Source organism: Methylobacterium sp. J-001, from assembly GCF_022829565.1.
Lineage (GTDB): Bacteria > Pseudomonadota > Alphaproteobacteria > Rhizobiales > Beijerinckiaceae > Methylobacterium.
The window spans coordinates 133,930-152,462 of the sequence record NZ_JAKSYN010000135.1 but is presented as its reverse complement, the minus strand read 5'-3'; the positions used below and the strand labels follow the sequence as shown (position 1 = coordinate 152,462).

Genomic DNA, 18,533 nt, shown 5'->3' with positions numbered 1-18,533 from the left:
GCAGGCATTGCCGCGAAGAATTGGCCGGCCGCGGCTCCGACCTCTCAGCGCCGCAGTTTTGCCGCGGACCGGCGCATCTGATAGGGCCTCGCGCTTCCATCGGACCGCAGCCGCATCATGCTCGCCCGCCTTCGCACCCGCCTCGCGCTCACCACGATCCTCGGGGCCCTGCTCCTCGGCCATCCGGCCGCCGCGCAGGACGCCTCGGAACTGGTGGTGCGCCTGGGGCGCATCGAGAACCAGTCCCGGATCATGGCCGGGCAGATCGAGACCCTCCAGTACGAGAACCGGCAGCTGAAAGAGCAGCTGCGCAAGTTCCAGGAGGATGTCGAGTTCCGGCTGAACGAGGGCAAGGGCGGCGGCGGTAAGGCAGCGCCGTCGGCGGCCCCGGCCCCGGCGGGTGCGGTCAACGGCGGCAATCCGGGCGCCGGGCGTCCGGGTAAGCGCGGCGATGCCTTCGATCCGTCCCAGACCCCCGGCGCCCCCGGAGCGCCGATGCCGCTCGGCAGCACCCAGCCCTCCCCGCCCCTGCCCCCGCGGGAGGCCGCCGAGGCGGCCCCGGTCCGGCCGCAGGCTCTGCCCCGGGCTGCGATCGAGGACGAGGATCCGGATGCCGAGGGCGCGGCCCCCGGCTACGACGAGCCCGTGGACCTGCGGCCCCCGGCCCGCACCGGCGCGATCCCGGTCCCGGCACCGCGCCCGGCGGAGAGCGTCGCCGCCACCCGGACCGGCGACCCGGCCACCGATTACGAGGCCGCGGTCGAGCTCTACCGCTCCAAGCAGTTCGAGCAGGCCGAGATGGGCCTGCGCCAGTTCATCCAGTCGCATCCCCGCGACAACCGGGTCGCCGGCGCGACCTACTGGCTCGGTGAGAGCTATCTGGCCCGCGGCCGCAACCGCGAGGCGGCCGAGCAGTTCCTGAAGGTCTCGACCGATTACGCCCGCTCGTCGCAGGCGCCGGACGCGATGCTGAAGCTCGGCGTCACGCTCAACGCCCTCGGGGCCCGCGAGCAGGCCTGCGCGACCCTGGCCGAGCTGGACCGGAAATTCCCCAATGCCGGCACAGGCGTACGCCAGGGCGTCGCCCGGGAGCAGAAGCGCGCCCGCTGCGCCGCCTGATCGGGGATCCCAAAGGGCGTGCCCTTTGGCGGGGTTCGGGGGCGGAGCCCCCGAGAGACCAGAGCTCTGCCCTGGACCCGCAAAAGGTCGCGGACCTTTTGAATATATGACTGGTCTGCCGGACGATCCGGTTCTCCATGCCCTCAGGCCCTGGCTCGGTCGGTCCGACCGGGGCGTGCTTCTGGCCGTCTCGGGCGGGCCCGATTCGAGCGCGCTGATGCACGCCGCCGCGGCGCTCGGCGCCGCCGTGCAGGTGGCTACCGTCGATCATGGCCTGCGTCCGGATTCCGGCCCGGAGGCCGAGGGCGTCGGGCGGGCGGCCCGGGCGCTCGGCCTTCCGCATGCGATCCTGACCTGGACGGGGCCGAAGCCCGGCACCGGCCTGCAGGATGCAGCCCGCGCCGCCCGCTACCGGTTGCTGGCCGGCCATGCCGAGGCGATCGGCGCCGGCCTCGTGCTCACCGGCCATACCCGGGACGACCAGGCCGAGACCGTGCTGATGCGGCTCGCCGCCGGCAGCGGACCGGCCGGGCTCGCCGGCATGCGGACCGAGCGCCCCCTCGCCCCCGGCGTCACCCTCGGGCGGCCGTTCCTGGCCTTGCCGAAAGCGATGCTGGTGGCTTGGTGCGAGACCCGGGGCATCCCGCATGTCCGCGACCCGGCCAATACCGATCCGCGCTTCGCCCGGGGCCGCCTGCGCGCCACCTGGGCGACCCTGGAACGCGAGGGCCTCAGCCCGGCGCGGCTCGCGCGCCTCGCGGAGCGGGCCGCCCGGGACGACGACGCCCTCCGGGTCGCGGCCGAGCAGGCCTTCGCGGCGGCCCTGCGCCCGGCAAAGAATACCGACGCCGCGGTGCTGCGCCTCGATGGCGCCGTGCTGGCGGCCCTGCCGGAGGCGACCGCCCTGCGCTGCCTCGACGCCGCCCTGATCCGGGCCGGCGCCGGGCCGCGCCGCCTGGAGCGCCTGGAAGCCTTGGTGCTCGACGCGCTGCTGCCGGCCCTGCGCCGCCGGGAGCCGATCCGCCGCACTCTGGCGGGAATCCTGATCGCCGCCGATGCCGCCGGCACGGTGAGTCTGGCGCCGGCCCCGCCGCGCCGGCACCAAACCACCGATTGACGGATAGATGCTGCCCTCGCCGCAGGGGGGACCGGCTTACTTGGCAAGGCAGGCCCCCCCGCCTACATTGGCGAGGTGTGCACGGATGGACCGGCAAAGCCGCGCGATGTGTCCGTCTAGGGGGCCGCACGCACCAAGGATCGATCGATGAACCCGAATTTTCGCAACTTTGCCTTGTGGGTCGTCATCTTCCTGCTGGTGCTGGCCCTCGTCACCCTGTTCCAGAACCCGGGTCACCGGGGCGGCGGCAGCGAGATCGCCTACAGCCAGCTCCTCAACGACGCCGATGCCGGCAAGATCCAGTCGGTGGTCATTTCCGGGCAGGACGTGTCCGGCACCTATGTCGGCGGCGGCAACTTCACCAGCTACGCCCCGAACGACCCGAGCCTGGTCTCCAAGCTCCAGGGCAAGGGCGTGACGATCACCGCCCGTCCGCCGTCGGACAACACCCCCTGGTTCATCCAGCTGCTCGTGAGCTGGCTGCCGATTCTCGTCTTCATCGGCGCCTGGATCTTCCTGAGCCGCCAGATGCAGTCCGGCGCCGGCCGTGCCATGGGCTTCGGTAAGTCGAAGGCCAAGCTCCTGAATGAGGCCCATGGCCGCGTGTCGTTCGATGACGTCGCCGGCGTCGAGGAGGCTAAGGAAGATCTCCAGGAGATCGTGGAATTCCTCCGCGACCCCCAAAAATTCCAGCGGCTCGGCGGTCGCATCCCGCGCGGCGTGCTGCTCGTCGGCCCGCCCGGCACCGGTAAGACCCTGATCGCCCGGGCGGTCGCGGGCGAGGCCAACGTGCCGTTCTTCACCATCTCGGGCTCCGACTTCGTCGAGATGTTCGTGGGCGTCGGCGCCAGCCGCGTGCGCGACATGTTCGAGCAGGCCAAGAAGAACGCGCCCTGCATCATCTTCATCGACGAGATCGACGCGGTCGGCCGCCATCGCGGCGCCGGCCTCGGCGGTGGCAACGACGAGCGCGAGCAGACCCTGAACCAGCTCCTCGTGGAGATGGACGGGTTCGAGGCCAACGAGGGCGTCATCATCATCGCGGCGACCAACCGCCCCGACGTGCTGGATCCGGCGCTGCTGCGCCCGGGCCGGTTCGACCGCCAGATCATGGTGCCGAACCCGGACGTCACCGGCCGCGAGCGCATCCTGCGGGTCCACGTCCGCAAGGTGCCGCTGGCTCCCGATGTCGATCTGAAGGTGATCGCCCGCGGCACCCCCGGCTTCTCGGGCGCGGACCTGATGAACCTCGTGAACGAATCGGCGCTGCTGGCCGCGCGTCGCGGCAAGCGCATCGTCACGATGCACGAGTTCGAGGACGCCAAGGACAAGGTCATGATGGGCGCCGAGCGGCGTACCCTGGTGATGACCGAGGACGAGAAGCGGCTCACCGCCTATCACGAGGGCGGCCACGCCATCGTGGCGTTCAACGTCCCGGCCACCGACCCGGTGCACAAGGCGACCATCATCCCGCGCGGCCGTGCCCTCGGCATGGTCATGCAGCTGCCCGAGCGCGACAAGCTCTCCATGAGCTTCGAGCAGATGACCTCGCGGCTGGCGATCATGATGGGCGGCCGCATCGCCGAGGAGATGACCTTCGGCCGGGACAAGGTGACCTCGGGCGCCCAGTCGGACATCGAGCAGGCGACCCGGCTGGCCAAGATGATGGTGACCCGTTGGGGCTTCTCGCCCGAGCTCGGCACCGTGGCCTACGGTGAGAACAACGACGAGGTCTTCCTCGGCATGTCGATGGGCCGGCAGCAATCGGTCTCGGAATCGACCGCCCAGAAGATCGACGCCGAGGTCCGCCGCCTGGTCGAGACCGGCCTGGAGGAGGCTCGCCGCATCCTGGCCGAGCACAAGGACGATCTGGAGGCTCTGGCCCAGGGGCTGCTCGAATACGAGACGCTCTCGGGCGACGAGATCCGCAACCTCCTGAAGGGCCAGCCCCCGATCCGCGACGGCGGCGACGTGCCCCCGACCCCGGCCCGGGGCTCCTCGGTCCCCTCCGCCGGCCGCGGCCGCCCGAAGGAGAGCGACGGTGGCCTAGAGCCTCAGCCGCAGGCGTGAGCTAGACGGATGTCATGAGAAGGGCGCCGAGAGGCGCCCTTTTTTGTTGGGTTTTTGGGTCTTGGCCTCCTGCCGGATAGGCGCTGCGGCCGCATGCGCCTTTCCCTCCCCCTTTGCGGGCTACGATACTCATACAACGGCTTGCGGAAAGCACGGTGCGCTCTCCTCCCCCTTGCGGGGAGGAGTTGGAGGTGGGGGTGGCTCAGAAGGCACCGCTGTGCCCCATCCGGCACCACCCCCACCCCTGACCCCTCCCCGCAAGGGGGAGGGGAAACGCGTTGTGTTTCAGGGACTTGCGATAGAGCTTTTTGAAGCGTGAGTCCGCTAGCCTCTGCGGGGGAGGGTGGGCCGGCCGTCAGGCCGGGTCGGGAGAGGGGAGTGACGGTGCAGAGGAAAGCTCCGGCCCGCACCACAGCTTCGCCCGTATTCGGAAACTGGGTTCCCCTCTCCCGACCTCTGCTGACGCGGGGGCCTCCCTCCCCCGCAGTGGGGGGGAGGGAGGGCGCGTGCGGTTCCGCGCTGATCAATCCCGCAGGCCCGCATGACAATCCGGCCCGCCTGTCCGTGAACACCTCCCGCAAGCTCGGCCGGAGGCTCGGCTCTCGGCAGCGAATCGGAAAAGACCGGGGGTGGGATCTCCCTGAGCCGCGCACCCGATGGCCTTGTCCGTTTATCTCATCGTCGGCCTGGGTGCCGCGGTCGCCGGGTTTGTGCAGGGGCTGTCGGGTTTCGCTTTCGGGCTGGTGGCCCTGTCGTTCTGGGCCTGGGTGATCGATCCGCAACTGGCCGCCGTCCTGGCGGTGGCCGGATCCCTGACCGGGCAGATCGTCGCCGCCGTCACCGTCCGCCGTGGCTTCGACCGGGCCCGCCTCGCGCCGTTCGTGCTGGGCGGGCTGGCCGGTATTCCGCTGGGCGTGCTCCTGCTGCCGCACCTCGATGCCGACTGGTTCAAGCTGGTGCTCGGCACCCTGCTGGTGGTCTGGTGCCCGGCGATGCTGCTCGCCAAGGACCTGCCGCGGATCACCACGGGCGGGCGGCTGGCGGATGCCGCCGTCGGCATGAGCGGCGGCCTGCTCGGTGGGCTCGGCGGCTTTACCGGCACGCTGCCGACCCTGTGGTGCGTGCTGCGCGGCTATGAGCGCGACGTGCAGCGCACGATCATCCAGAACTTCAACCTGACCATGCTCGCCGTCACGATGCTGGTCTATCTCGGCTCCGGCCTCGTCACCCGGGCGGCGCTGCCGATGCTGGCCGTGGTGCTGCCTGCGATGCTGATCCCGGTCTTGCTGGGCACCCGGGTCTATGTCGGCTTGAGCGAGACGGCCTTCCGCCGGGTGGTGCTCGGCCTCCTGACGATCTCCGGGATCACGCTGCTGGCGGCCGCGCTCCCGCGTGTGCTGTAAGGCAACGCCCCATTTCGACCGCCTTTGTCGCGGAGCACCCGGGGCAATCCATTCTGCTAAGTTCTGTCGGGCTACTCTGTCGGCGCGTTGGCCGGGCGAGCGGCCCGGCACCGGAGATCCTGATGGCGCGCAAGTATTTCGGAACCGACGGCATCCGGGGCCGGGCCAACGGGGTGATCACCCCGGAACTCGCCCTCAAGGTCGGTCAGGCGGCGGGCCTCGTGTTCCAGCGCGGCGACCACCGCCACCGGGTGGTGATCGGCAAGGATACCCGCCTGTCGGGCTACATGATCGAGACCGCGCTGATCGCCGGCTTCACCTCGGTGGGCATGGACGTGCTCCAGCTCGGCCCGGTGCCGACCCCCGCGGTGGCGATGCTGACCCGCTCGATGCGGGCCGATATCGGGGTGATGATCTCGGCCTCGCACAACGCCTTCGAGGATAACGGCATCAAGCTGTTCGGCCCCGACGGGTTCAAGCTCAACGACGCGATCGAGGGCGAGATCGAGGAGCTGATCGACGCCGAGCTGCACACGCGGCTGGCGGGCTCCGCCGATCTCGGTCGGGCCAAGCGGATCGAGAGCGTGCATGCCCGCTACATCGAATTCGCCAAGCGCACCCTGCCCCGGCACGTGACGCTCGACGGCCTGCGGGTGGTGGTCGATTGCGCCAACGGCGCCGCCTACCGGGTCGCTCCCGAGACGCTGTGGGAGCTCGGTGCCGAGGTGATCGCCATCGGCACCGAGCCGGATGGGTTCAACATCAACCGCGACGTCGGCTCCACCGCCCCGGCGGCGCTGGTCGCCAAGGTCCGCGAGCGCCGGGCCGATATCGGCATCGCGCTCGACGGCGACGCCGACCGGGTGCTGATCGTCGACGAGAAGGGCCACGTGGTCGACGGCGACCAGCTGATGGCGGTGGTCGCGCGCTCCTGGCAGGAGGACGAGCGGCTGACCCAGCCGGGGCTGGTGGCCACGATCATGTCCAATCTCGGCTTGGAGCGCTTCCTCGGCGGGCTCGGCCTGACGTTGGCCCGCACCGCGGTGGGCGACCGCTATGTCCTCGAGCACATGCGCGAGCACGGCTACAATCTCGGCGGCGAGCAATCCGGCCACATCATCATGTCGGACTACACCACGACGGGGGACGGCCTGGTGGCGGCGCTCCAGCTCCTGAGCGTGGTCCAGCGCCAGGGCCGGCCGGTGAGCGAGGTCTGCCACTGCTTCGACCCGCTGCCGCAGATCCTCAAGAACGTCCGCTACCGCACCGGCCAGCCGCTCAGCCAGGACAGCGTGGTCAGCGCGATCGCCCAGGCCCGCGCCCGCCTGGGCAATGGCGGCCGCCTGGTGATCCGCCCCTCCGGCACCGAGCCGGTGATCCGCGTGATGGCCGAGGGCGACGACCGCGGCCTGGTCAACGAGGTGGTCGACGAGGTGGTCGAGGCGGTCACCAGAGTCGCGGCCTGAAGGCGGGGATCTCAAAGGGCCCAGCCCTTTGGCGGGGTTCAGGGGCGGAGCCCCTGAGGGCCCGGCGCTCACGCGTAGGCGGCGCGCAGGACGGCCGGTGCGGTGGTCCGCCAAGCCGCCAGCAGGGCGGTGCGCAGGGTCTCCTCCTCGCACAGGTCGAGGTCGAGATTGGTCCAGCCGCGCCGGCCCCAGGCGCCGTCGAGCGGCGTGAACAGGTCCGGCTCGGCCTCGCACAGCTCCGTTTGGTCGGCGGGCGCCAGGCGCAGAACCACCCGGTCCTCCTCGACCCACAGGGTCGCGAACACCCGGCCGCCGACGCGGAAATCCGGGTTGCCGCGGTGGGCGCCCGCCACCGTCTCCGGCAGCATCAGCGCCAGGATGCGCACGTCCTCGGGCAGCACCGGCTCAGCCCTGCCCGCAGGTGGATGTGTTCGCGATCGTGCCGGGTGCTGCGGCCAAGACTAGCAAATCCTTCGCTGAGCTGCGGTTTTTTCAGGCTGTAAGAGCCCCGCAAGGCTAACGTTTAACGTTAAGCCGGATTTAAGACGTTCGATCCATCCTTCACACAGTCATCCGAGCCGGCTTGCAAAGCTTCCGGCACACGAGTCCAGTGAAGGAATCCTTATGGCCCGCTCCAAGCTGAACGCTTTGGTGCGCAGCCTGACGCTCGTGGCGAGCGTCGGCGCGCCCTGCCTCGCCGCTGCGGCGGACCTGCTGCCCCCGCCTCCGCCGCCGCCTCCTCCGCCCCCGATCGAGGTCGGCGGTGGCTGGTACCTGCGTGGTGACGTCGGCGCCAGCGTCTACACCCGCCCGAGATACTCCGAGGCCTACGATTATACCGGCTACCCGGATGCCAACCGCTCGTTCGGCAACGAGATCGGCGGCGGTGGGTTCGCGGGCGTCGGCGTCGGCTACCAGTTCACCCCGTTCCTGCGCGGCGACGTGACCGGCGAGTACCGCTACTCCACCGGCCTGCGCGGCAGCGAGTATTACAAGGGCCCCGAGTTCGACAACGGCCTCGGCTCCTACGGGGTCAACAAGTCGACCAGCAACTTCGATTCCGCGGTGGTGCTGGCCAACGCGTATTTCGACCTCGGCACCTGGTACGGCATCACGCCGTTCATCGGCGGCGGCGTCGGCTACGCCTTCAACCACATCTCGGGCTATTCGACCAACCAGCAGTTCACCAGCCCGACCTACGCCTACGATTACGGCAACCCGATCTACGACTGCAAGTGCGGGCAGGCCTACTACAATTATGCGCCGGTCTACGACAACAACGGCAATCCGGTCTACAACACCAACAGCGGCAGCAAGTTCTACAAGAGCAAGACCAGCGGCAGCTTCGCCTGGGCGCTGCATGCCGGTCTCGCCTACGACGTGAGCGACGCCCTGAAGATCGAGGTGGCCTACCGCTACCTCAACCTCGGCAAGGCCGAGACCGGCCCGGGCTTCGTGCCGTGCTGCACCGGCAGCCTGCAGGCGATCAAGGTGAAGGACATCGAGGCCCACGACGTGAAGATCGGCCTGCGCTACTACCTCGGCGGCCTGGTCGCGGCGCCGCTGCCGCCGCTGATGCCGGAGCCCATCCCCGGCCCGCTGGTCCGCAAGTACTGATCGTTTCTACCAACTCTCTGACGGCCGACGGCGCGGATCTCCTCCGCGCCGTTTTTTTTTTCGTCCTGCCCGGGTTCATCGCGGGACGAGGCGGATCGGAGATCGGAATTGCCTGGGCGGATAGTTCACACCAAGTGCTGATGATCGAATCGGGATATCCCAAGAACCTCGAAATAACGGACGCTTAAGGTTACCCAACTATCACGGTATCGAGGCCCGAGCCGCCGTCCGTCTCGCAGTCCCAGGACGATCCCGATGCGTACCGTCACCTTGCCGCTGCTGGCGATCCTCGGCCTCTGCGGCGTCAGTACCGCCCGGGCCGCCGACTTGGACTACGATTACCTGCGCGGCGCCGATTACGACCCGGTTCCGGCTCCGGTGCTCGACTGGAGCGGCGTGTATGTCGGCGGCCATGGCGGGTATACGTCCGCGGCGCTCGGCTTCAAGAATGCGCTCCAACCGCTCGTCTACCAGCGCTCCCACGACTCTACAGCGGAGAGCGACTTCCGTGCATCGACACTGCTCAGCCCTCAATCCAAGCGTGTCGGTTCCGGCAGCTTCGGCGTCTACGCTGGGTACAACTTTCAATACGACAGCTTCGTCTTCGGAATCGAAGGCGATTACACAAATTTCGGCCGCATGGGCTATTCCCGAGACAGCATCGGTCTGACGAGAACAAATTCTTCGAACCTGCTGGAAAACCTATACCTGAGCGGCACATCGGCGACGCGGATCAACGATTACGGAACGCTACGCGCCCGGGTCGGATACGCGGTCGACAATCTGATGCCGTACGTCACGGGTGGCCTTGCAATCGGTCGCGCACGCGCCGCCGACGCGCTCGTCTATTCCGATTCCGGTTTCGATGTCAGCGCCTACAACGCGAACCAGGCAGGAACGAAGTCTTTTGTGAATACGTTCGGCAGCTATCACAATGATTTGCAGTCGAAGACGAAGGTCGTTGCCGGTGTAGCCCTGGGAGCTGGCCTCGAATACGCGATCACGCCGAACATCCTGCTGCGTGCCGAATATCAGTACGTGCTGTTCAATCAGTTCGATGGGCACAAGGTCAACCTGAACACGGTCCGGGCCGGCGCCGCGGTCAAGTTCTGATGCGGCCCGTCGGCGGGAGGTTTACGATGTTCGACCCGAGGAGATTGCGGCCGCTCACGCTCGGCCTTCTCGCCGGCCTCGCCCTCCTCCCCGCCCCGGCCTCCGCGTGGCCGGAGGATCGCGGCTTCGATCCGCCTCGCCTCCGGCGCCTGGTCCGCGTACGGCCCGACCTGTCGGCCGTGCCGCCGCCCGTGATCGTCCGGGGCTACCTGCCGCGCAACCACAACGTCCCGATGTACAACGAGCCGCCCCGCCGCGGGCCGGCTTGGTGAACCGATAAGCGTGGGATCAGAGACGAGGCTCAGCCCCGAAGCGGCTTTGTCGTTGGGGCGTGTCCCGACAGTCCCCTCACCCGGTCATGGCCGTGGCAGTGTAGCCGGCCTTGGTCAGGGCTTCGGCGATGACCAGGGCCTGGGCGTCGGTGCGGATCGCGACACGCCCGGTTTCGCGGTCGACCCGGATCTCCGCCGCCGGATCGATCCGGGTGACCGTGCGGGTCACCGCGGCGGCGCAACCGTCGCAGGTCATGCCCTCCACCTGCATCAGCAGGTCTGCGTGTGTCTCGTCCATCCGGGCCTCCGTGAACAATGTCACCGGCATGTCGGAGCGCGGTGCAGCCTGCGCAAGCGTCAGAACTGGGCCGGCATGCGGAACGCGTAGTCGATCTTCAGGCCGAATTGGTACTGGTCGGGATTGCCGAACGGGCGCCGCACCAGCGGGCTGTCACCCGAGGCACCCAGGATGCGGGTGTAGCCGGCATAGGCCGTATAGGCCCAGGTCTCGTCCTGGGTGTAGGTCACGGCACCGAGCACGCCCGCCGCGTAGAAGCCGCCGGGATTGTACGGTGTCACCCGGCCGTTGAGTGCGGCTTCAGCCGGCGACACGCCGAAATACTTTCGGGCGTAGCTGGCATCGCCGACATTGAAGCGTGGGCCGATCGAGAACAGGAACGCGCCCGCCAGCATCAGATAGTCGGCCGCCACCGATGCGACCGTGCCGTGATGCCCGTAGACGCCCTGGCGCACCTCCACGCGGGTGCGGAGGGTGGAGACGGGGTAGAACTCCGCGAACACGCCGGGCTCGAGGGCGATGCGCGCGTCCCGGAAGCCGAACAGGTGGCGCCGGTCGTCGCCGTAATAGCGCCCGGGCACGATGCGGGCGGTCGGCCCGATGCTGAACGCGGGATTGTCGTAGAACGAGACGCTGAATCCATCATCCGGCGTCGAGAAGCGGCGCGGCTCGCCCGCCTTGCGGATGTCGATCCCGGGATAGCCGACCGCGGTGTAGTCCGACGCGCCGGGATAGCGCGGGATCGCCTGAAGCGAGGCGCTGACCGTGACGATCCAGATGTTCGGATCGACGGCGTTCGGATCGACCTGGGTGAAAACCGGCACCGGGCGGGCGGATGTCGCCGCGAAATCCGCGGCCCGGGTCGGCACGGCACTCAGGGCGAACGCGAGGGCGCCAACGGACGCGCCGACGCGTGGGAGGGAACGGAACATCGGAACGCACTTCGGAACGCAGGTCGGCACGGTTGTCATAGCCACGCTTTATGGCGCTATTTCTTCCCATCCACATGAGCGCTCGACGCAACCCTCATCCAACCGGGTGCAAACCGCCCCGCCGTGGCGATTCCGCAACGTTCCCGCGAGCGCCGGCACCACACCGGATGGAATTCGCACCCGCTCGCCTTGCCGGGCGGGCCGCGCGGCGACAAAGATCGCATCGTCGGTCTCCGCCCGCCGAATCAGCGTCCGGGACTTCTCCCGGCGGCCGGTGCAGGAACCCTGGTAGGTGTTGTCACGATGATCCCGGTCCTCCGCCGGTATGCGGGGTTGTTGGCGGCCGGGCTTCTGGCGCTGGTCGTGCTCGGGCCGCTTGCGGTGTTCGCGCCGGCCACGAGTGCCCTGGCACTCGGCACGCTCGCCGCCGTCGCCGCTGGCCTCGCCCAGGTGCGGGCCGCCACCCTGAAGGCCCGCTGCGACAAGCTTTCCGGCGAGGTCGACCTGCTGTCCCGGCGCCTGCTGAAGGCCGAGACCGCCGCCGTGCCGCCACGTCCGGAGGCGGGGGACGCCGCGCTTCGCGCCGAGGTCGAGGAATTGACCGTCGAGCTCGGGCTGCTCAGCGGCATCGTACGCGACCTGACCCATGTGGTCGGCACCCAGGATTCCGAGATCGCCGCCCTCAAGGCCCGTCCGGAGCCGCGCCCGGAGCCCGTGCGCGCCCAGGCAGCCCCGGAACCCGTGAGCCCGCCGCTCCCGGGCGGTCCGGGACCGATTCAGCCGGCGGCTCCGATCGAGCCGGGTCCCCCGGCCCAGCCGATCGTTCAGGAGGCGCCGCCCGCGCCCCAGCTCGTGCCCGCGCCGCGACCGATCCCGCCGCGCCCCCTCCCCCGCCCGTCCGCGCCCTGGGCCGAGAGCGAGACCGAGATCGTCCGGGCCTTCGAGGCGGATGCGCTGGAGATCCACCTGCAGCCGGTGGTGACCCTGCCCCAGCGCAAGGTCACGGCCTACGAGGCCCTGGCTCGCCTGCGTGTCGAGGGCCGGCTCATGGAGCCCGAAGCGTTCCTGCCGGCTCTGGAGCGCTACGGCCGTACCACCGAGCTCGACCGGCGCATGCTGCAGCGGGCCGCCACCGTGGCGCGCCACCTCGCCCGCCGGGGCAGCGAAACCATGCTGACCTATGGATTGTCGCCGCTCTCGCTGTTCGAGCCCGGCCTCCTGCGGGAGCTGGCGCGCACTGTGGCGGAGGAATCCGCCCTGGCCGGGCTGGCGATCGCCCTGCCCCAGGCGAGCTGGAACGGCCTCGACGGGGGTCAGCGGGGCCTGCTCCTGCCCCTGCGCGGCCGGATCGGGTTCAGCCTCGACCGGGCTGACGACCTGCGCTTCGACGTGGCGCAGCTCGCGGGGCTCGGGGTCGGCCAGGTCAAGGTGCCGGCCGAGATGCTGCTGCGGCCGGGGCCCGACCGGCGGAAGCTGTCGGATATCGCGATCGAGGATCTCGCCCCGGCCCTGGCCCGGGCCGGCATCCGCCTGGTCACCACCGGCGTCACCGACGAGGCGGACGTGCCGGACCTGATCGACCTCGACATCCCGTACGCCCAGGGTGCAGCCTTCGCGGCGCCGCGGCCGGTGCGGGCCGAGGTCCTGACCGCGCCGCCGCCCGAGGCACCGCCACCGCCGGCGGAGCCGGAGCCCGAACGGCGCCCGTTCCGCTCGGTCCTGCGTCGGGCGGTCTGAGAGGTGGTCTGAGCCCCACCGATCACCAGTAGATCTGGATCCGCCCCAGGATCGTGTCGACCGAGAACGGCGTGGTGCCCAGCGCGTCGGACTGGGCCGCGCCCGGCTGCACGCGGCCGTGGATGACGTTGGCGATGAGGCGCAGGTTCGGCTCCGGGTACCAGCTCAGGCCCAGGCTCACGTCCCGCTCGGCGCCCCCGCGAAACCCTCGGGCGTTCAGCTCGATGGCGCTGTAGCGGGCGGACAGCTCGAACACGCCGATCCCGCCCCGGGAGATCCGCTGGTCGTCCCGCGGCTGGACGCCCTTGAAGGTCGCGTAGCTCGTGCTGCTGTCGGGAACCAGCGCGTAGGCGCGGCCTGCCCCGTTCAGCACCCAGCCGGCCTCGACATAGCCCCCCTGGAAACCGAGGCTCGGCGAAGCCCCGCCCGGGCCGGCGAACCGATCGACCGCGCTGCGGATATACTCGGCCTGCACCAGGAACGGGCCGTTGCGATAGGCGAACTCGGCGCCGATCCGGGATACCCGCGCCACGTCCGGCAGGTCGCCGGTGTCGACGAAGGGGCGCGTGACCAAAAAGGCCTCCGGCGGGGTGGAGAAGCTGAAGGCGCCGTCGCCCCGGGCGCGGCTCTGGACGATGCCGGCGAGGCCCAGATGCAGGGTCTCACGCTCCTCCAGGATCGGCGCCACCGTGGCCCGACCCGCCGCCGCCACCCCGTCGCCGGTGATGCCGTTGCTGGCGGCGTCGCCGAACACGCTCGCCACGGCCGTCCAGGCCTGTCCGTGATGCCCGACCGCGACGCCGAAGCGGCGATCCGGCACGAAGGCATTGGCCAGGGAGCGCTCGGCGAACAGCGTGTCGTTGTTGCTCTGCAGCCATTCGAGGCTGAACGGCACTTTCATGTTTCCGAGCGTCAGGATCGTATCCGGCAGGCCCTTCCACGCGACCAAGGCGTCGTTGATCGGCAGGATCGGATCGCTGAAATCGTACTGGAAGGCGACAACCCAATCCGTCCCGATGGTGAGGGTCGGCTCGATCCACGCGCGGCGCACCGCGACGCTGTCGGGGAAGGTCCCGTCCAGGCCGGGCCGGCTGAAGCTCGCCGCGCCGCCATCGAGATGCAGGCGGCCGCCGATCTGGAGCTTCACCGCCGGCTCGGGAAAGGTGAGGGTCAGGCCCTTCGCGTCGTAGCGCAGGCGCTCGCCGGAGGGGCCGGCCATGCCCTCGATCGCGTCCTCGGCCGCACCGGCCGGCGACGCGGCGGCCAGCGACAGGACCAGCAGGGCAGGAGCACGGCGCATTCCCATCGCGGGCCACAGAGCAGGTCGGGGGGGCGGCGCCAATCACGTAAGGCAGCGAATGCCCGAATCACCTCGGGCGTGGCCCCGCAGCCACGGCCCGGAAGCGGATCGATCAGCGCCCGGCCGCCCGGTCCAGCTGCGCCCGGATGAACCGCCCGGCACTCGCCAGGGAGCGCCGCCCACCCGCCACCTCCGGGTAGAACAGGTGCCAGGCGTGGATCATGTGCGGCCAGACCTCCAGCGCGACCGCCACATCCGCCGCCGCGGCGACCCCGGCAAGACGCAGGGCATCGTCGAGGAGGGTTTCCGCCGAGCCGACCTGGATCAGCATCGGCGGCAGCCCGGTGAGGTCGGCATGGATCGGCGAGACCAGGGGGTCGCGCGGATCGGCGCCGTTGAGATAGGCGGTGGCGAGCTCGGCGAGATAGGCCCGGCTGATCAGCGGATCGACCGACGCCTTGGTGTCCAGGCTCCCGCCTGTGAGCGCGAGGTCGGTCCAGGGTGAGCTGAGCCACAGGCAGCCGGGCAGCGGCATTCCCCGCTCCCGCAGCGACAGGGCGGTCGCCACGGCGAGGCCGCCCCCCGCGCTCTCGCCGGCCAGGGCGATGCGTTCAGGCGCGAACCCGGATTCGAGCAGGAACCGGTAGCCGGCCAGCGCATCGCCGAGGGCCGCCGGATACGGGTTTTCGGGCGCGAGCCGGTAGGCCAGGGCGAAGGTGCGCGTGCCGGCCTCTCGGCCGGCCTGGGCCACGGCGTGGCGATGGCTTGCCAGCGACCCGGAGACATAGCCGCCGCCGTGGAGGAACAGGATCACCCGGGCCCGGTCGGCGTCCGGCGTTGCGGTCCATTCCACGGGCAGATCCCGCACCTTCGCGGGCTGGACCTGGACACCTTCCGGCAGGGGATAATCGGCGCCCAGCGCATCCACGCGGGCGCGGCGGGCCGCGAGATCGGCCGGCCGCGGGCTGGCGGCCAGGCGCGCGCGGATCCGGTCGATGTCGCTGATATCGGGCGAAGGAATCGGCATCGTTGGATCTCGGCGTCGGACATATAGTCACTCTGGCCGAGGCAGAGCGCTCGGCCAAGATGACCGTGGCCCCGGTGTTGACGCGACCGCCGGTTTGACAGGTTTCAAAGACTGCCGGGCTCGGTCCTGTGCTGCACGCGGTCTCGGACCTTTCGAAATCTTGGCGTCTCGCCGTTGCGCTCGCGCGTCGAGCGAACCCTAGACCGCCACGTTGTCGATCAGGCGGGTCCGGCCGAGGAGCGCGGCGACCAGGACCCGGGCCGGTCCGTCCACCCTCTCGACCGGCGCCAGGGTCCGGGCATCGCAGACCGCGAGGTACTGCACTTGGAAGCCAGCAGCCTCCAGCGTGGCGCGTCCGTCGGTAAGCGGGCCCGCGACTGGGCTGCCGCCCCGGGCTCCGGCGGCGATCTCGGCCAGCACCGCGTGGAGCCGCGGAGCCGCCGCCCGCTCCTCCGGCGAGAGGTAGCGGTTGCGCGACGACAGAGCGAGGCCATCCGCCTCGCGCACCGTCGGCACGCCCCGGATCTCCACCGGCAGGTCGAGATCGGCCACCGCCTGCTGGATCACCCGGAGCTGCTGGAAATCCTTCTCGCCGAACAGGGCGACATCCGGCCCGACCTGGTTCAGGAGCTTGGTCACCACTGTAGCGACCCCGGAGAAATGGCTTGGCCGGAACGGGCCGCACAATCCCTCGGTCAGCCCGCCGACGTCGATCCGCGTGCTGAAGCCCGGCGGGTACATGGTCTCCACCGCGGGCGTCCAGGCGGCGTCGGCGCCGGCCTGGCCGAGCAGCGCAAGGTCGGCGTCAAGATCACGGGGGTAGCGCGAGAAATCCTCGTTCGGGCCGAACTGGGTCGGGTTGACGAAGATGCTCGCCACCACGCGCCGGCCGATCCGGCGGGCCTCGGCCACCAGGGCGAGATGGCCCTCGTGCAGCGCTCCCATGGTCGGCACCAGGACGACGCGCTCGCCTGCACCACGCCAGCCGGCGACGCCCCGGCGCAGGGTGGCGAGATCGCTGAAACGGTGAGGGGTCGATTCGGGCACGGGTCGGGCTCCGCGGCGGGGCGCCGATCTAGAGCATGATCCACCCGCGTGGAACCCGTCTGCCTCGGCTCAGGGGCAGTACGGCAGCAGGGACCGGCCGAACGGGTCGTCGACGCCGAGGGGCGGCGTGAAGCCATAATAGCTCGGATGCGACAAGCCGTATTCCGAGCCGACATAGCTCGGATCGTTCGGCGCGTTGGTCGGCACCGGCACACGGCGGGGCGTGCAGCCCACCGGCACCGCGCGGGTGCGAAGGCTGTAGACCGGCGGCCGCTCGATCCCGTCATTGCGCGGGAAGAAGCGCGGGCCGCTGCGGGTCACCGTCTCGTAGCCGCCGCGCACATCGAGATCCGCCGCGGGGGCGCGGTACCCGATGCCCAGCACGGCGAGGCCGAGCGCTGTCCCGATCGCGTATCGCCCCGTCACCCGCATGCCAGACCCATCCCCGTTCCGGCGGCAGGGTGCGGGAACAGGGTAAACGGGCGCTTACACTCGCGCCGCGGCTCAGGTCAGGGGCACCACCAGAGCCGCCAGGGCGGCGACAAGATCGGCCTCGGTCAGACGGATCTGCAAGCCCCGCCTGCCGCCATTGATGTGAATCTCCGCCGTCGGATCGGACAGCGAACCGGCATCGATCGCGGTCGGGAAAACCCGCTTCTGCCCGAGCGGGCTGATGCCGCCGACATGGTAGCCGGTCAGGCGCTCGGCATCGGCGGGCTTGAGCATCGCGGCCGCCTTGCCGGAAAACGCCGCCGCCACGCGTTTCATCGCGACCTCCTTGTCGGAGGCGACCAGCAGGCAGACGGTCCTGCCGTCCACCGCCGCCATCAGGGTCTTGAGCACCCGGTCGGGCGCAACGCCGAGCGCCTCCGCGGCCTGGAGGCCGATGCGCGGCGCCTCCGGGTCGTACTCATAGGCGTGCAGGCTGTAGCGCAGGCCGGCCTTGTCGAGGGCCTGGGTCGCGCGGGTGGTCTTCGCGGGCGTCTTTGCGAGCTTCTTGGCCATGGCCGTCTCGGTTCAGGCTCCCACCGCCCGCGCGGCGGCGAGCCGGCCGATCTCCGCGTAGGCCGCCTCCACCGCCTCGGCCGGGGCCTCGGCTCCGGTGATGTACACGCAGGCGAAAACCGGCGCGTGGCCCGGCGGCCGCAGGATCGCCACGTCGTTGAACGTGCCGTTGTCGCCGGTGCCGGTCTTGTCGCCGACGGGCCAGTCCGGCGGCAACCCGGCCCGCAGGCGCTTGAGACCGGTCCGGGACGCGACCATCCAGGCCTCCAGCCGTGCACGCGCAGATGGCGACAGGGCGGATCCAAGCAGGACGCGCCCCAGGGTCTCACGCATCGCCGCCGGGCTGGTGGTGTCGCGCGGGTCCCCGGGCAGGGAAGTGTTGAGGGTCGGCTCGGTGCGGTCGAGCCGGGTGATGGGATCGCCGACGCCGCGCAGCCACTGCGTCAGCGCCCCGGGACCGCCCAGCACCGTCAGCAACAGGTTGGCCGCGCTGTTGTCGCTCCATTCGATGGCGGCGGCGCAGAGATCCGAAACCGTCATCCGTCCGGTTCCGCCGCCGGCGTCCAGGGCCTTCCGGGTCACCGGCGCATAGCTCAGAAGGTCGCCGGGTCCGAACGCGATGACCCGATCCGGAGATTCGCTTCCTCCATCGACCCGGGCCAGCACGGCGGCGACGGCCAGAACCTTGAAGGTGCTGCACATCGGAAACCGTTCGCCGGCGCGATGGCTGATGAGGATTCGCTCCGGCGTGCCCACCGAGATCCCGAGGCGTCCGCCGAGCCGTCGCTCGATCGCATCGAGCGCGGGTTCGGTTTCATCGGCGCGGGCGCACCTGCTGCCCAGGATCAGCGGCGCAGCGAGAACACTCAGGCAGACGGTGCGGCGGGTCCAGGACGTCATGACGCGATTCGATCTTTCGGCAATATCGCCGGCTGTCGTGGCGGCCCAGCTTGGCCATTCCATGGCGGCGGGTGGAGCCGCGGCGCCGGAATGCTAAAGGGGCGGGATCG

The 18,533-nt window shown here is 70.2% G+C and carries 18 protein-coding genes; 9 read left to right on the top strand and 9 right to left on the bottom strand.

Annotated features, from left to right (window positions below):
• The first annotated feature begins 117 nt into the window (after window positions 1-117).
• From ybgF to glmM, 5 genes are all read left to right on the top strand, one after another.
• On the top strand, window positions 118-1,119 hold the full coding sequence (gene ybgF, locus MKK65_RS16955; RefSeq protein WP_243959140.1) for a tol-pal system protein YbgF: 1,002 nt from the start codon (window positions 118-120) through the stop codon (window positions 1,117-1,119).
• A 106-nt stretch (window positions 1,120-1,225) separates the two neighbouring features.
• On the top strand, window positions 1,226-2,236 hold the full coding sequence (gene tilS / locus MKK65_RS16950) for a tRNA lysidine(34) synthetase TilS (protein ID WP_243959138.1): 1,011 nt from the start codon (window positions 1,226-1,228) through the stop codon (window positions 2,234-2,236).
• A gap of 147 nt (window positions 2,237-2,383) precedes the next feature.
• Window positions 2,384-4,306 (top strand): ATP-dependent zinc metalloprotease FtsH, encoded by a 1,923-nt coding sequence (gene ftsH / locus MKK65_RS16945; RefSeq protein ID WP_147899548.1) that lies wholly within the window; start codon window positions 2,384-2,386, stop codon window positions 4,304-4,306.
• A gap of 656 nt (window positions 4,307-4,962) precedes the next feature.
• A complete protein-coding gene (locus MKK65_RS16940) occupies window positions 4,963-5,709 on the top strand; it encodes a sulfite exporter TauE/SafE family protein (RefSeq protein WP_243959136.1) in 747 nt (248 codons plus the stop codon).
• 122 nt (window positions 5,710-5,831) lie between these two features.
• Complete coding sequence (gene glmM / locus MKK65_RS16935) at window positions 5,832-7,175, top strand: phosphoglucosamine mutase (protein ID WP_243959134.1); 1,344 nt, start codon at window positions 5,832-5,834, stop codon at window positions 7,173-7,175.
• Window positions 7,176-7,243: 68 nt separating this feature from the next.
• Here the strand turns inward: glmM and MKK65_RS16930 are convergent, their stop codons facing one another.
• Window positions 7,244-7,576 carry an MmcQ/YjbR family DNA-binding protein gene (locus tag MKK65_RS16930; protein ID WP_082643258.1) on the bottom strand — a complete coding sequence of 111 codons (333 nt, stop codon included), beginning with the start codon at window positions 7,574-7,576 and terminating at the stop codon, window positions 7,244-7,246.
• 223 nt (window positions 7,577-7,799) lie between these two features.
• On the opposite strand from MKK65_RS16930, the gene MKK65_RS16925 reads away from it, so the two are divergent.
• The 3 genes from MKK65_RS16925 to MKK65_RS16915 all read left to right on the top strand — a co-directional run bounded on the left by MKK65_RS16925 (window position 7,800) and on the right by MKK65_RS16915 (window position 10,177).
• Window positions 7,800-8,792: an outer membrane protein gene (locus MKK65_RS16925; RefSeq protein WP_243959132.1), complete on the top strand. Its 993-nt coding sequence runs from the start codon at window positions 7,800-7,802 to the stop codon at window positions 8,790-8,792.
• 255 nt (window positions 8,793-9,047) lie between these two features.
• Entirely contained in the window at window positions 9,048-9,905 is an 858-nt protein-coding gene (locus tag MKK65_RS16920) for an outer membrane protein (RefSeq protein ID WP_243959131.1), read from the top strand.
• 26 nt (window positions 9,906-9,931) lie between these two features.
• The gene (locus tag MKK65_RS16915) at window positions 9,932-10,177 is read left to right on the top strand and encodes a hypothetical protein (RefSeq protein WP_243959129.1); all 246 of its coding nucleotides are present in this window, start codon (window positions 9,932-9,934) and stop codon (window positions 10,175-10,177) included.
• Between the two features lie 76 nt (window positions 10,178-10,253).
• On the opposite strand, the gene MKK65_RS16910 is transcribed toward MKK65_RS16915, so the two are convergent.
• Both MKK65_RS16910 and MKK65_RS16905 read right to left on the bottom strand, forming a co-directional pair.
• Complete coding sequence (locus MKK65_RS16910) at window positions 10,254-10,475, bottom strand: heavy-metal-associated domain-containing protein (protein ID WP_243959127.1); 222 nt, start codon at window positions 10,473-10,475, stop codon at window positions 10,254-10,256.
• A gap of 59 nt (window positions 10,476-10,534) precedes the next feature.
• Window positions 10,535-11,407, bottom strand: coding sequence for a MipA/OmpV family protein (locus MKK65_RS16905; protein WP_243959125.1), 873 nt, complete (start codon window positions 11,405-11,407; stop codon window positions 10,535-10,537).
• 303 nt (window positions 11,408-11,710) lie between these two features.
• Here MKK65_RS16905 and MKK65_RS16900 point away from each other — a divergent pair, with 303 nt between their 5' ends.
• Window positions 11,711-13,144 (top strand): EAL domain-containing protein, encoded by a 1,434-nt coding sequence (locus MKK65_RS16900; protein ID WP_243959123.1) that lies wholly within the window; start codon window positions 11,711-11,713, stop codon window positions 13,142-13,144.
• Between the two features lie 22 nt (window positions 13,145-13,166).
• Here MKK65_RS16900 and MKK65_RS16895 read toward each other — a convergent pair whose 3' ends face one another.
• The 6 genes from MKK65_RS16895 to bla form a co-directional block, all read right to left on the bottom strand.
• The gene (locus tag MKK65_RS16895) at window positions 13,167-14,444 is read right to left on the bottom strand and encodes an OprO/OprP family phosphate-selective porin (protein ID WP_243959121.1); all 1,278 of its coding nucleotides are present in this window, start codon (window positions 14,442-14,444) and stop codon (window positions 13,167-13,169) included.
• 112 nt (window positions 14,445-14,556) lie between these two features.
• Entirely contained in the window at window positions 14,557-15,471 is a 915-nt protein-coding gene (locus MKK65_RS16890) for an alpha/beta hydrolase (protein ID WP_243959119.1), read from the bottom strand.
• Window positions 15,472-15,669: 198 nt separating this feature from the next.
• Window positions 15,670-16,518, bottom strand: a complete 849-nt coding sequence (panC, locus tag MKK65_RS16885; protein WP_313902046.1) for a pantoate--beta-alanine ligase — start codon at window positions 16,516-16,518, stop codon at window positions 15,670-15,672.
• A gap of 69 nt (window positions 16,519-16,587) precedes the next feature.
• The gene (locus MKK65_RS16880) at window positions 16,588-16,950 is read right to left on the bottom strand and encodes a hypothetical protein (RefSeq protein WP_058192400.1); all 363 of its coding nucleotides are present in this window, start codon (window positions 16,948-16,950) and stop codon (window positions 16,588-16,590) included.
• Between the two features lie 72 nt (window positions 16,951-17,022).
• Window positions 17,023-17,523, bottom strand: coding sequence for a YbaK/EbsC family protein (locus MKK65_RS16875; protein WP_243959117.1), 501 nt, complete (start codon window positions 17,521-17,523; stop codon window positions 17,023-17,025).
• A 12-nt stretch (window positions 17,524-17,535) separates the two neighbouring features.
• The gene (gene bla / locus MKK65_RS16870; protein ID WP_243959116.1) at window positions 17,536-18,423 is read right to left on the bottom strand and encodes a class A beta-lactamase; all 888 of its coding nucleotides are present in this window, start codon (window positions 18,421-18,423) and stop codon (window positions 17,536-17,538) included.
• Window positions 18,424-18,533: the final 110 nt, after the last annotated feature.

Bases quoted from the DNA above. Each gene is read 5' to 3' on its own strand.
- ybgF (WP_243959140.1), top strand. From the start codon at position 118: ATGCTCGCCCGCCTTCGCACCCGCCTCGCGCTCACCACGATCCTCGGG.
- tilS (WP_243959138.1), top strand. From the start codon at position 1,226: ATGACTGGTCTGCCGGACGATCCGGTTCTCCATGCCCTCAGGCCCTGG.
- ftsH (WP_147899548.1), top strand. From the start codon at position 2,384: ATGAACCCGAATTTTCGCAACTTTGCCTTGTGGGTCGTCATCTTCCTG.
- MKK65_RS16940 (WP_243959136.1), top strand. From the start codon at position 4,963: ATGGCCTTGTCCGTTTATCTCATCGTCGGCCTGGGTGCCGCGGTCGCC.
- glmM (WP_243959134.1), top strand. From the start codon at position 5,832: ATGGCGCGCAAGTATTTCGGAACCGACGGCATCCGGGGCCGGGCCAAC.
- MKK65_RS16925 (WP_243959132.1), top strand. From the start codon at position 7,800: ATGGCCCGCTCCAAGCTGAACGCTTTGGTGCGCAGCCTGACGCTCGTG.
- MKK65_RS16920 (WP_243959131.1), top strand. From the start codon at position 9,048: ATGCGTACCGTCACCTTGCCGCTGCTGGCGATCCTCGGCCTCTGCGGC.
- MKK65_RS16915 (WP_243959129.1), top strand. From the start codon at position 9,932: ATGTTCGACCCGAGGAGATTGCGGCCGCTCACGCTCGGCCTTCTCGCC.
- MKK65_RS16910 (WP_243959127.1), bottom strand. From the start codon at position 10,475: ATGGACGAGACACACGCAGACCTGCTGATGCAGGTGGAGGGCATGACC.
- MKK65_RS16905 (WP_243959125.1), bottom strand. From the start codon at position 11,407: ATGTTCCGTTCCCTCCCACGCGTCGGCGCGTCCGTTGGCGCCCTCGCG.
- MKK65_RS16900 (WP_243959123.1), top strand. From the start codon at position 11,711: ATGATCCCGGTCCTCCGCCGGTATGCGGGGTTGTTGGCGGCCGGGCTT.
- MKK65_RS16895 (WP_243959121.1), bottom strand. From the start codon at position 14,444: ATGCGCCGTGCTCCTGCCCTGCTGGTCCTGTCGCTGGCCGCCGCGTCG.
- MKK65_RS16890 (WP_243959119.1), bottom strand. From the start codon at position 15,471: ATGCCGATTCCTTCGCCCGATATCAGCGACATCGACCGGATCCGCGCG.
- MKK65_RS16880 (WP_058192400.1), bottom strand. From the start codon at position 16,950: ATGCGGGTGACGGGGCGATACGCGATCGGGACAGCGCTCGGCCTCGCC.
- MKK65_RS16875 (WP_243959117.1), bottom strand. From the start codon at position 17,523: ATGGCCAAGAAGCTCGCAAAGACGCCCGCGAAGACCACCCGCGCGACC.
- bla (WP_243959116.1), bottom strand. From the start codon at position 18,423: ATGACGTCCTGGACCCGCCGCACCGTCTGCCTGAGTGTTCTCGCTGCG.